We start from the raw sequence: 12,855 nt of genomic DNA, 5'->3' as shown, positions 1-12,855 counted from the left end.
TAAGCCTTTGTTTCTCTGTGTCTTTGCGAGAGAATACTCTTTACAATATAAAAAACTTAGCAACTGAGCCCCCTTTGCAACTTAGAACCTTTTTTCGTACTTTTGCACCAAATTAATAAAAAAGACATTCATGTTAACAGTCAATAATTTATCAGTACAATTTGGCAAACGAATTTTGTTTGACGAAGTAAATACAACTTTCACTCACGGAAACATTTACGGTGTTATTGGAGCCAATGGTGCTGGAAAATCTACATTTCTAAAAATCATTTCAGGTGATATGGATCCAACTTCGGGACATATTCACTTAGAACCGGGAAAACGTATGTCGGTTTTAACCCAAAATCACAATTTGTTTGATGAGCATACGGTTTTAGAAACCGTTTTGATGGGAAATAAAGTTTTGTACGCTGTTAAAAAAGAAATGGATGAACTTTATTTAGACTACAACGACAAAAATGCTGACAGAATAGGGGAGCTTCAGGTTCAGTTCGAAGAAATGAACGGATGGAACGCTGATTCTGATGCTGCAGCGATGTTGTCTAACTTAGGAATTTCTGAAGCAGATCATTATACTTTAATGGCAGACATGGAAGGAAAAATGAAAGTTCGTGTGCTTTTGGCGCAGGCCCTTTTCGGAAATCCTGATGTACTGATTATGGATGAGCCTACCAACGATTTGGATTTCGAGACCATCGCCTGGTTAGAAAACTTCTTAGCAAACTACGAAAACACTGTAATCGTTGTATCTCACGACCGTCACTTTTTAGATGCGGTTTGTACACATATTTCTGATATTGATTTCGGAAAAATCAATCACTACTCAGGAAACTATACGTTCTGGTACGAGTCCAGCCAATTAGCGGCAAAACAGCGTGCTCAGCAAAACAAAAAAGCAGAAGAGAAGAAACAGGAATTGGAAGAATTTATTCGTCGTTTTAGTGCAAACGTGGCGAAATCTAAACAAGCAACTTCCCGTAAAAAAATGATTTCGAAACTGAATATTTCTGAAATCAAACCTTCAAGCCGTCGTTACCCTGCGATTATCTTCGATCAGGATCGTGAAGCAGGAGATCAGATTCTAAACGTAGAAAACTTATCAGCGTCAGTAGATGGAGAAGTTTTATTCAAAGATGTTGATTTGAATATGGCTAAAGGTGATAAAATTGTGCTGTTTTCTAAAGATTCACGTGCTACAACTGCTTTTTATGAAATCTTAAACGGAGAGCAAAAAGCTGATTCAGGAACTTTTGACTGGGGAATTACAACCAACCAGGCCTATTTACCGGCTGAAAATCACGATTTCTTCGAAAATGATTTAAGTTTAGTAGACTGGCTACGTCAGTATGCTAAAACAGAAGAAGAGCGCGATGAGGTATTTATTAGAGGTTTCTTAGGGAAAATGATTTTCTCAGGAGAAGAAGCTTTAAAAACATCAAGAGTTTTATCCGGAGGAGAAAAAGTACGTTGCATGCTTTCCAGAATGATGATGGAGCGTGCTAACGTTTTAATGCTTGATGAACCGACAAATCACTTAGATTTGGAGTCGATTACCGCATTCAACAACTCATTGAAAAACTTTAAAGGTTCTGTAATCTTCACTACGCATGACCACGAGTTTGCACAAACTGTAGGTAACCGAATTGTAGAATTGACACCAAACGGAGTTATCGACCGCTACATGACATTTGACGAATATCTTGATGATGAAAAGATTCAGGAGCAAAGAAAAAAGATGTACAATCTTTAGTTATATAAATTACAATATTTAAAATCCCAAATTCCAATTTATAAAGGAATTTGGGATTTTTTATGTTTTACCTTTTGAAGACTTTGGCAAAGATCCAGATAATGATCGCGATTACAAAAATCACGATAAAGATTCCAACACCCATTCCGGCTTTAAAAATGTCTCCAACTAATTCGCAGCTTGTAAATGAAAATAGTATAAACAATACCATTAACAATCTTGTAATTTTATTTTGCATGATTTTGAGTTTTTAAATTCAATTTAAAATTACTTTACGAATCAGGAAAATGTGTTATAGAATTTTTTGGAAATGTTTTAGGATTTAGATTTGATTTAAAAATTTGAAGAGTGAAAGTATAGCTATAGTCTCGGCTAAATATTGTAGTGCCGGATTTTAATCCGGTCTATGAATATGAGAATAGGATAAAGAGCCGTAGGTTCGACAAATATTCTACATTTGAACCGTTCCGATAGAACTTTATAATTGGTCGTTCAATTTTACAACGGATTGAAATCCGCTGCTACAAAATGTTTCATTCCTACGGAATTTTTTAAAATTACCATTGTCGCTTTATTGCCTTTATTTCCAGGTAAACAATTCCACCAATTGCTATTATTTCTCCTAAAAAGTAAATCATCCCAAATATTGAAATATTTTGATAATTGAAAATTATAATCCCAAAAGTCAAAACACAGTAAAGTATGTTTGCAGTGCAGATTATTTTCAAAAAAGATTTCAAATTATCGCTTACTAAGAAATAACAGGAAATAGAATAGATTGAAAATACCAAGGATAATGAAGCAAGATATTCTAAAGTGTTTTTTGACAAACCAAAGAAATCATTGAAAGTTCGAAGAACGAAAAAAATCAATAGAGTAGTGAGTAAAGCACCAAAGCCATCTAACAGAAATATGTTTTGAGGTTTTGTTACAAATTTCAGGATACTTTCTTTCATTTAGTTATTAGTATTTTAATATAGATCATTGTTAAAAAATAGCCATCGGCTCGATTGAATATTGTAGGTCCGGATTTTAATCCGGTCTGAAATTTGGTGTGAGATAAAAACAACCATAGGTTCGATATATATTATACGTTTATGAATATGAACCGTTCCGATGGAACTTTATGTATGGTCGTTCTCTTTTACAACGGATTGAAATCCGTTGCTACAATATAGTTCATTCCTACGGAATTTTAATGTTTATTAAGTTGATATGCTTTGCGGACACGGAAAGAATTTCCGCTATCGTTGCTTATATCCGAGTGATTGGGGTTATATTTTAAAATATATTCTAATAAAATGTTTACTTAAAACAAAATCCTATTTGCAGATGAAATAGGATTTGTTTTTTACTTAATAAGTAAGATTATTTTTTACAGATCAAATTGACTATTTTCTTATATAACTAATTTTATTTTTTAATTATTAATTTTTTTCTGGTTGAAAATTTATCTGTTTTAATTTCCACAATATATACACCATTATTTAAATCTTTAATATCTATAGTTTGTTGATTATTATCTAATTTTTTTGATTTTACTATAATACCATTTATATTAATGATATTTATTTTTAAAATCAAATTTTTATTATTTTGATAATCTATTGAAAAAGAATCAGATGTAGGATTGGGATACATTATTAATGAAGAATCCTCTTTACTGCTTTCATCAATGCTTAAAGTAGGTGCATCTGTAATTATTTCTCCTTGATCTGCTACAGCAATAAATCTATTATTGATATATATAATGTCATTTAGAGATTTAACAGTGCTTATTCCGGAAGCTTCTGCTGTCCATGTTACTCCTCCGTTGATTGTTTTTAATAGTGTTGCATTAGCACCACCTGCATATCCTGTTAACGCATCTTTAAAACAGATAGTGTATAGCCAGTTGGTAGTTCCTGAAGTTAAGGCGGTCCAGGTTTGTCCGCCATTTGTTGTTTTAAGAATTGTTCCCGTTCCTCCTGCAATGAACCCAGTATTTGTATCTACAAAATAGATGTCATATAACTTTTCAGAAGTTCCACTCGCTATTGTATTCCAGGTTGCCCCACCATTGGAAGTCTTTTTAATTTTTCCACTATCACCTATGCATATACCATTATTTGCATCAAAAAAATAAACTTCTTGTAACCCTGTTGTCAAACCTGAAGTTTGACTAGTCCATGTTGCTCCACCATCTACAGTTTTTCTAATTGTTCCTGCACCACCTACTGCATATCCAGTATTTACAGAAGGAAAGCTTACGGATAATATGGCATACGGACTTGCATTTGGATTCTGATTTGTCCAATTGGCACCCATGTCAGTTGTTTTTGCAACAATATTGTTATTGCAACCATAATATCCAACAGTTGCGCTTGGAAAGGAAAAACTATTTATTGAAAAGTTAGTTATAGATTTTGATGTCCAGGTATTACCACCGTCAGTAGTTTTTAAAATAGCAGTATTTGCACCAATAAATCCATTATCCTTGTCAAAGAATTTTATTGTCCATAAATTTCCTGCGTATGGCGATGTAATTTTACGCCATTGTGCATGGCTGTTTTGTAAAACGATTAAGAATAATACTAAAAGTAATTTTGTTTTCATTTTTATTGTGTCTTATTATGTTTTAGAGGTTTGTTTGAGGTTTAGTAGGAAATAATTTTTGTGCAATAGAGTAATTTCAAATCCATGATAAAGCAATGTTTTAATTAGTTTTTTTGTATGAAAAATTCCATGTTAATATTTGGCTAAAGTATAATTTTAAATAAAATTTTTCTTAAAAAAATCAAGATTTATTTTTTTTAATATAACTCAATTGCTATCGTGAAAATCCTTCTTTTAAAACTCTAAAATCACTGTCAATTCAACAAAAAAATATTTACCTACCCAACACCCTAACAAATAAATTCTGATTCCGTATATTTGCCCGACCAATCATTACAATTAATTATGAGCCAAAAAGTATTACTTAATTCAAAAGAAGTTACTATCATACTCCATCGTTTGGCTTGTCAGTTAATCGAAAAACATCTTGATTTTTCAGACACTATTTTAATCGGAATTCAACCGAGAGGTATCTTTCTTGCGGAGCGTTTAAAACAAATTTTAGAGAGCGAATACAAAACACCTGAAATTTCATTGGGTTATCTGGATATCACTTTCTTTAGAGATGATTTCCGCAGAACCGATAAACCTCTTGAAGCTAATAAAACCCAGATTAATTTTATAGTCGAAAACAAAAAAGTCATTTTTATTGATGATGTATTGTTTACCGGACGCAGCATTCGTTCTGCCTTAACCGCAATTCAGTCTTTCGGAAGACCTTCAGAAATCGAACTGCTGGTGTTAATCGACAGACGTTTCAGCCGTAATTTACCTATTCAGCCCGATTACCGCGGTCGTCAGGTAGATGCCATTAATGGTGAAAAAGTAAAAGTGAGCTGGAAAGAAAATGACGGTGAAGATGTAGTGCATTTGGTTACTAATTAAAATGAATCATTAAAAATTGAAGAAACAATCATGACAGAGAACGAAGCGTTTATTTATGAATCAATTTTTAATCAGGTAAGAATGGGATTTCTTTCTATTGATGAAATCAAAGAAAACATCATAGAAGAAATTGAAGACAACGAATTCGAAGACGAAATTTCAGAAGATTGGGCTTTCGAAAAAATAGATCAGGAATACCAAAAATTACTTTTAGAAAGTAAACAATGGAAAACTCCGACAGATACTGAAAAGCTGATAAAAGCGTTTGATGAATTAGCAGACGAAAACATCATCGCACTGCATAATGCAGGATATACCACAAGCGACGGCGAATATGAAGTAGTTGAGGTAGAAAGAGAACTTCAGGAAAACGAAGTAGAATCTGATGGGTATTGCTTTTATCACGAACAGGATTTAGCGAGAGCCATTGATATTGAAGATCCCGGTTTGTATATCGCTTTTCAAAAAGTAGATAATTCAGATGATGCTATTACAATAGAGGTTGGGAAAAGAATTGCAGAAGTTTTAATAGATAACGATTTTAAAATAATATGGAACGGTTCTGCAAGATCTAAAATTGAAATTCCGGGTTTCAGATGGCAAAAGATTTTTGACGAAGATGCCAGAGATTTGCAGGATTATAGTGAAGTTGTAGACAGAATGCTCCAATGAGGCAGTAGCTCTTTTAAAAGTATTGAAGGACTGAATATTTCAGAAATTCAGAAATTTGACAAAATAAATATAAAGAAACAAAAATGAAAGAATTAAGCGTAAATCATTTATTAGGAATTAAATATATCAACGAAAATGATATAAACCTGATTTTTGAAACGGCAGATCATTTTAAAGAAGTCATTAACAGGCCAATTAAAAAAGTTCCTTCATTACGAGATATTACCATTGCCAATATTTTTTTCGAAAACAGTACCAGAACCAAACTTTCCTTTGAATTGGCGCAGAAACGTTTATCTGCTGATGTGATCAGTTTTTCTGCAGCTCAGTCATCGGTTAAAAAAGGAGAGACCCTGATTGATACTGTAAATAATATCCTTTCGATGAAAGTAGATATGGTTGTCATGCGCCACTCCAATCCCGGAGCGGCTTATTTTTTATCTAAAAACGTCAAAGCCAGTATTGTAAATGCAGGTGACGGTGCACACGAACACCCGACACAGGCTTTGTTAGACAGTTATTCCATCAGAGAAAAACTGGGTGATGTTGCCGGAAAAAAAGTGGTGATTGTGGGTGATATTCTGCATTCGAGAGTTGCCTTATCCAACATATATGCTTTACAGATGCAGGGCGCAGAAGTTAAAGTCTGCGGGCCAAAAACACTGATTCCGAGATATATTGAATCGCTTGGTGTTACGGTTGAACCCAATTTACGTAAAGCTTTAGAATGGTGCGATGTTGCCAATATGCTTCGTGTACAAAACGAACGTATGGATGTAAACTTTTTCCCGTCAACACGTGAATACGCACAGCAATACGGAGTGGATAAACCGCTTTTGGACTCACTAGGAAAAGAAATCGTAATCATGCACCCGGGACCCATCAACAGAGGGGTAGAAATCACTTCTGAAGTTGCGGACTCTGATCATTCGGTGATTTTGAATCAGGTAGAGAATGGTGTAGCGATTAGAATGGCGGTTATTTATCTTTTGGCTTCTAAGATTCAATAGATTTAGTTTTGTTTCAGGTTTCATGTTTCAAGTTGCGTAACGTTTGTCATTTCGACCGGAGGGAGAAATAGCAATACTTTTTCTAAACAAATATTAGAAACAAAGCAAAAACTTTAAACCTGAAACCTGAAACAAAAAAACTTCGTACCTTTACTCTCAGAAATATCAATTTTTATATAAGCCCCACAAATTATAAAATGAAAGTAGATCAAAAAGGACATACCGTTACCATTAAGGATACTCAGGGAGATGTTAATTCTTTCCTTGAAAAAGTAACGCAACAGTTTAAAACCTTTCAAAAACACAATATTATTATCGATTTATCTGCCGATACTGCTTTGACAGAAAATGATTTGAAACTTTTTTTACCAATTTCAAAACAGCAGAAAAAGTCAAAAAAATCGTTTGTAATTGTAGTTTCAGATCTTGATTTTAATGCTATTTCTGATAAATTAACTGTTGTGCCTTCTCTTTTGGAAGCGCACGATATTATCGAAATGGAAGAAATTGAAAGAGATCTTGGATTCTAAAATTGATTTAATTGTTTATTCGTTTAACTGTTTAATCGATTTGATTTAATTTTAGACAATTAAACGATTTACCAAATTAACGAATAAACATAAAATTGAAATTAACAATACTAGGCTGTTATGCCGCAACTCCCAGAACGCTTACTAATCCAACTTCGCAGGTTTTAGAAATTAAAAACCGATTGTTTTTGATTGACTGTGGCGAAGGAACTCAGGTACAGCTTCGAAAGAATAAGATAAAATTTTCTAAAATCAACCACATTTTTATTTCGCATCTTCACGGAGATCATCTTTATGGATTGATTGGAACGATTTCGACTTTTTCATTGTTGGGAAGAACTACAGATTTACATGTTTATGGACCAAAAGGAATCAGGGAACTTATTCTTCTTCAATTAAAGCTTACAGAATCCTGGACGACTTATCAGCTGTTTTTTCATGAACTGGAGTCAAAGGAAAGTGAAATTATCTTCGAAGATCAAAAAGTTATAGTGAAAACAATTCCGCTAAAACACAGGGTTTACACAAACGGATTCCTTTTTCAGGAAAAACCCGGAGAAAGAAAGCTAAACGTAGAAGCTGTTCAAAACTATAATATTCATACTGCTTATTATCAAAAAATAAAAAACGGTGGAAACGTTACACTTGACGACGGAACAGTTATAGAAAATGAAAAATTATCTTTTGATCCGATTCCGTCAATGAGTTATGCTTTTTGTTCGGATACGGTTTATCACGAGGCCATTATTCCGATTATTGAAAACGTTGATGTTTTGTATCACGAATCTACTTTTTTGCAATCAGAAGCTGCTCTGGCTGAAAAAACACTACATTCGACAGCAAAAGAAGCTGCTGCAATTGCATTGAAAGCCAATGCTAAACAATTGATTTTAGGTCATTATTCGACACGATACGAAGGAATTAAGCCTTTTAAAAACGAGGCAGAAACTATTTTTCCAAATGTACTTCTGGGAGATGATGGAGTTTCGTTTGAATTTTAGTGGTGTAAAGAGTAAAATGCAATCTGTTTTTCGGTTTTAGGGGTGTTATTTTACATTTCACAATTAACTTGTAACAATAAAAAAAATGAATGATTTAAGTAATTATAGAAGATCATACGAGAAAAGCGAACTGCTTGAAAGTACTATTCCGGAAGATCCTATTAATCTTTTTAACAGATGGTTTCACGAAGTTGAAGATTTTGGAGGTAGTGGAGAAGTAAACGCCATGACAGTTTCTACTATTGGTTTAGACGGTTTTCCGAAATCAAGAGTAGTTTTGCTGAAGAAATTTTCTGAAGAAGGATTTATTTTTTATACCAATTATAATTCTGAGAAAGGAAAGGCAATTGCTCAAAATCCACATGTTTGTCTTTCTTTTTTCTGGCACGAAATGGAGCGCCAGGTTATCATAAAAGGAATTGCCCAAAAAACTTCTGAAATTATTTCTGATAATTATTTTGATTCCCGACCTGACGGAAGCAAGTTAGGAGCTGTCGTTTCAAACCAGAGCGAAGTGATTCCGTCCAGATCTTTTCTGGAAGAGAACTTAAAAGAGCTGGAACTTAAGTTTGAAGGAAAACCTGTTCTGAGACCTGCACATTGGGGTGGATTTTTGGTAACTCCTTTAGAAGTAGAGTTTTGGCAGGGAAGAGCTAACAGACTTCATGACAGAATTCGTTATTTCAGCCAGTCTGATTTTACATGGAAAATTGACAGATTAGCTCCATGATGTAAGTTTTTTATTTGTTAAAATGCCTTTATAGCGCTTTTCATCGATTAATTTTGGTTTTTAGACGCAAATTTTATTATTTTTAAAACGATGATTAATTATTTTGTTTAAAGATTTAAATAAGTTGCCCCACAATTTATTTACACATACTCAACCAATTTATGAAAAAATGGCTTCGGACAATGTTGCTTCTTGCACTTGTTTTTATTTCAAATTCCTGTTCATCAGATACTGCTGAAGGAGTTAATGATTCTGAACTCGTAAGTGATTATACTTATAATGATACCGAATTAGAAGTTCTGCAATTGGTTAACAAATACCGAATGAGCATTGGTTTAAATGCTTTGGAAAAGGTAAATCATATTTCTTTTAAATCTGAAGAGCATGATTATTATATGATTGCCAATAAAGTAGTTAACCATAATGATTTCGTAGCACGATCAGAGAACATCATTAATGTTTTAGGTGCTAAGAAAGTGGGTGAAAATGTTGCTTACAATTTTAATTCTGCAGAAGCTGTGCTACAGGCATGGTTAGCTAGTCCAACACATAAAGAAAATATAGAAGGTGATTATACCCATTTTGGGATTGCCGTTAAAATTGATGCAGAGACCGGTAAAAAATACTATACCAATATTTTTGCAAAAATTTAGAAACAAAGTTAGTATTCAGGTTTAGTTATTAAGTCGTTGTAAAGTCATGTTTGCAACGACTTATTTATTTGTAAAAAAAGGCTACCCCGAAAGGTAGCTGTGGTTATTGGTTTTTGGTTGTTTTTATAATGCGGTAATAATAAATTCGCTACGTCTGTTTGCCTGATGTTCTTCTTCTGTACATTTTACACCGTCAGCACATTGGTTTACGAGTTGTGTTTCGCCGTGGCCCTTGCCGGTTAAACGGTTTTTGTCAACACCATTTGTAATAAGCCATTCGATGGTAGATTTTGCTCTTCTGTCTGACAAAGCTTCGTTGTACTTATGGCTTGCTCTGCTGTCTGTATGAGAACGGATGTCGAGTTTCATTTTCGGATTTTGATTTAAAACATCCAATATTTTTTCTAAATCCAAGGCCGCTTCTTCTCGGATATTGGATTTGTCCAGATCAAAATAAATCATTTTTATGCCAAAGCATTTTCCTAAATCATCCCCAATTGTAACTTTGCATTTGATGCTTTCCAAAGCAATTGGAAGATTGGTTTTTCCAGTCTGATCCGGAATTTCAATACTTACTTCTTTTGTAGCATAATCCGGTTTTTCAGCTCTTACATAATATTTTTCTGCACATTCAACCGAAAAAGTATAATTTCCTGTTGCATCGGCAATAGTCGTATTTTTAAGATTTAAGTTTCGGTCATACAGGCTTACTTTTGCTTCGGGCAAAATCCTCCCGGTTTGGGCATCAGTAATAAGTCCATATAATTCCTGAATACATTTTAATCTTCGTGTTTCCAGAAACTTATAAATATCGTCTGAACCACGGCCTCCATCTTTGTTGGAACTAAAATAACCTTCTCTTGTGCCAGAGTCTATTATATAAGCAAAATCATCTTTTGGAGAATTGACATCGGCTCCTACGTTTTGGATATCACTAATATTTCCGTCGGTATCAATCTGGCCAACAAAAACATCCAGTCCTCCAAGTCCGGGATGTCCATCAGAAGCAAAGTATATTTCGTTTTCATTGCTTACATACGGAAACGTTTCCTTGCCTTCAGTATTAATCGATTTCCCTAAATTTTGAGGGGTACCATATTCACCTTTTTTATTGATACTGACTTTAAACAGATCAGACTGCCCAATACTTCCGGGCATATCAGAAGCAAAATATAAAGTTTTTTCATCAGTACTAAGTGCAGGATGAGCAGTACTGTAATTGTTGCTGCTGAAGGGAAGCTCTCTAATATTAGTCCACTTACCATTTTCGAGAGTTGCTTTGTAAATTTTGATAAAAGTAATTTTGTCTTCATTTTTTCCTTTTTTTCCATCGATATAATTATTACGTGTAAAATAAATTGTTTTTCCGTCTTTGGTAAGTACGGGAGATGATTCATGAAATTTAGTGTTTAATGTAGTTCTGAATTTTTTTACTTTGACAGAATCTACATCTGTTACATATAAATTAGTAAAATATTCGCCCGTCCATTTGTGTTTGCGGTTCGAAAAATTACCGGTATCTCTTGCCGAAGCAAAATAGATTTTATTATTGGCTACAAAAGTGCTGTAGTCAGAATATTTAGAGTTGATTCTGGCATCTTCAATTTTATAACGTCCTGAATTGGCTTTAATCTTATCCAGATAGTTTAAATTTTCTTTATAAAGTCTGCCACGGTTATCATTTTGATATTTGGAGTTAAATTCGTCAAGGATTTTATTAGCTTGGGCTGTTTGTCCTGTTGCTTTTAAGGACTGTGCATATCGATAATAAAACTCAGGTTCCGGACTTGGGTTCATAGCAAATAATTCTCCATACCATTTGGCAGCCCCTTCAAACTCAGAATTAAAATAATAGGCATTTCCCAATTTTTTAAACATATCTTCAGACTTGGATCCTTTCCGGGCTACTCTCTCATAGGTCTTTATGGCATCGATATAAGCATAGCCATCGTATTTTTTATCAGCAGTGTTTACTTTCGATTGTTGGGAATAACATCTGAATGAAAAAACACTTACTATTGTGAAGCAAAGGAGTATAAACTTTTTCATAATAACTATTTTTAGAAGAAACGAGGAGTTGTTATTTTACCTTTTTTACTAAGGAATTCATAACGCAGGAATATTTCATGCGATCCTGAGTTATAATTGTTTAAGTTCGTAGTTTCACGATCATAGCCATAACCCAGATAAAGTCCGTCACTAATCTGAAATCCTACCATAGCACTCAAAGAAGCACTCCATCTGTAAGCAACACCCACTACAAATTTGTTGATAAACATAAAATTGGCTGATACATCTACTTGTAGTGGGGCTCCTTCTACCATTTTGGTCAATAAGGCCGGTTTGAATTTTATATACTGATATTGGTCCAGATCGAAAATATAACCAGCCATAAAATAATAATTGATTTTATCTTTATAAATAACAATATCATTGTCATTGTAACGATTGGTTTCGATAAAATTTGGTACAGACAAACCTACATAAGCTTTATCTGAATGCCAGTAAACTCCGGCACCTACGTTGGGAGAAAATTTATTATCAAAGTCCTGAAATTGTGGATCTCCTGAAACATCCGGATTAAGTTTATTGACATCAAGATTGAACATATTTGCTGTTCCTTTAATACCAAAAGACAATTTAAAATCAGCCGATGTCTGTACGGTATAAGAAATATCAACAGAGAAGTTAGTCTCATTTGTAGGGGCAATTTTATCATTGACCAAAGAACCACCAATGCCTAAATTGCTGTTGTTTATAGGTGTATTGACAGAAAGACAGCCTGTTTCGGGAGCACCATCCAGTCCAACCCACTGTGTACGGTATAAACCGAATACGCTTAAGGCTCCCCGGGAACCTGCATAAGCAGGGTTGATGTTTATGGTATTGTACATGTATTGCGTAAATTGAGCATCTTGCTGTGCAAAACTTACCATGGATACAAACATAATAGCGAAGGAAAATAATTTTGTTCTCATAGTAGATATTTTTTTTGCAATTATTACTAACGATTTTTACAATAAAATCCT

General features: G+C 33.9%; 13 protein-coding genes. 8 read left to right on the top strand and 5 right to left on the bottom strand.

Features of this window, described 5'->3' with window-relative positions; all coding sequences use genetic code 11:
• Positions 1-130 precede the first annotated feature (130 nt).
• Positions 131-1,750, top strand: a complete 1,620-nt coding sequence (locus BXU10_RS17290; protein WP_078228806.1) for an ABC-F family ATP-binding cassette domain-containing protein — start codon at positions 131-133, stop codon at positions 1,748-1,750.
• A gap of 67 nt (positions 1,751-1,817) precedes the next feature.
• On the opposite strand, the gene BXU10_RS25050 is transcribed toward BXU10_RS17290, so the two are convergent.
• From BXU10_RS25050 to BXU10_RS17280, 3 genes are all read right to left on the bottom strand, one after another.
• Positions 1,818-1,988, bottom strand: coding sequence for a hypothetical protein (locus BXU10_RS25050; protein ID WP_180909204.1), 171 nt, complete (start codon positions 1,986-1,988; stop codon positions 1,818-1,820).
• Positions 1,989-2,307: 319 nt separating this feature from the next.
• The gene (locus BXU10_RS17285) at positions 2,308-2,706 is read right to left on the bottom strand and encodes a hypothetical protein (protein ID WP_078228804.1); all 399 of its coding nucleotides are present in this window, start codon (positions 2,704-2,706) and stop codon (positions 2,308-2,310) included.
• 457 nt (positions 2,707-3,163) lie between these two features.
• Positions 3,164-4,345: a YCF48-related protein gene (locus tag BXU10_RS17280; RefSeq protein ID WP_078228802.1), complete on the bottom strand. Its 1,182-nt coding sequence runs from the start codon at positions 4,343-4,345 to the stop codon at positions 3,164-3,166.
• Between the two features lie 345 nt (positions 4,346-4,690).
• Between BXU10_RS17280 and pyrR the strand changes: the two genes are divergently transcribed.
• From pyrR to BXU10_RS17245, 7 genes are all read left to right on the top strand, one after another.
• The gene (gene pyrR / locus BXU10_RS17275) at positions 4,691-5,230 is read left to right on the top strand and encodes a bifunctional pyr operon transcriptional regulator/uracil phosphoribosyltransferase PyrR (protein WP_078228800.1); all 540 of its coding nucleotides are present in this window, start codon (positions 4,691-4,693) and stop codon (positions 5,228-5,230) included.
• A gap of 30 nt (positions 5,231-5,260) precedes the next feature.
• Positions 5,261-5,902, top strand: a complete 642-nt coding sequence (locus BXU10_RS17270) for a hypothetical protein (RefSeq protein ID WP_078228799.1) — start codon at positions 5,261-5,263, stop codon at positions 5,900-5,902.
• A gap of 83 nt (positions 5,903-5,985) precedes the next feature.
• Positions 5,986-6,912 carry an aspartate carbamoyltransferase catalytic subunit gene (locus tag BXU10_RS17265; protein ID WP_029273654.1) on the top strand — a complete coding sequence of 309 codons (927 nt, stop codon included), beginning with the start codon at positions 5,986-5,988 and terminating at the stop codon, positions 6,910-6,912.
• A gap of 197 nt (positions 6,913-7,109) precedes the next feature.
• Complete coding sequence (locus BXU10_RS17260) at positions 7,110-7,442, top strand: ribonuclease Z (RefSeq protein ID WP_078228797.1); 333 nt, start codon at positions 7,110-7,112, stop codon at positions 7,440-7,442.
• Positions 7,443-7,537: 95 nt separating this feature from the next.
• A complete protein-coding gene (locus BXU10_RS17255; protein ID WP_078228795.1) occupies positions 7,538-8,443 on the top strand; it encodes a ribonuclease Z in 906 nt (301 codons plus the stop codon).
• A gap of 85 nt (positions 8,444-8,528) precedes the next feature.
• Positions 8,529-9,173 carry a pyridoxamine 5'-phosphate oxidase gene (pdxH, locus tag BXU10_RS17250; RefSeq protein WP_031457509.1) on the top strand — a complete coding sequence of 215 codons (645 nt, stop codon included), beginning with the start codon at positions 8,529-8,531 and terminating at the stop codon, positions 9,171-9,173.
• Positions 9,174-9,355: 182 nt separating this feature from the next.
• Positions 9,356-9,826: a CAP domain-containing protein gene (locus BXU10_RS17245; protein WP_369803413.1), complete on the top strand. Its 471-nt coding sequence runs from the start codon at positions 9,356-9,358 to the stop codon at positions 9,824-9,826.
• A 123-nt stretch (positions 9,827-9,949) separates the two neighbouring features.
• Here BXU10_RS17245 and BXU10_RS17240 read toward each other — a convergent pair whose 3' ends face one another.
• Complete coding sequence (locus tag BXU10_RS17240; protein WP_078228791.1) at positions 9,950-11,875, bottom strand: OmpA family protein; 1,926 nt, start codon at positions 11,873-11,875, stop codon at positions 9,950-9,952.
• A gap of 11 nt (positions 11,876-11,886) precedes the next feature.
• Positions 11,887-12,804, bottom strand: a complete 918-nt coding sequence (locus tag BXU10_RS17235; RefSeq protein ID WP_078228789.1) for a type IX secretion system membrane protein PorP/SprF — start codon at positions 12,802-12,804, stop codon at positions 11,887-11,889.
• Positions 12,805-12,855: the final 51 nt, after the last annotated feature.

The sequence above is a fragment of the Flavobacterium sp. LM4 genome (genome assembly GCF_002017935.1).
In the GTDB taxonomy this organism is placed as follows: domain Bacteria; phylum Bacteroidota; class Bacteroidia; order Flavobacteriales; family Flavobacteriaceae; genus Flavobacterium; species Flavobacterium chungangense.
This window is presented reverse-complemented; position numbering and strand designations above follow the sequence as displayed.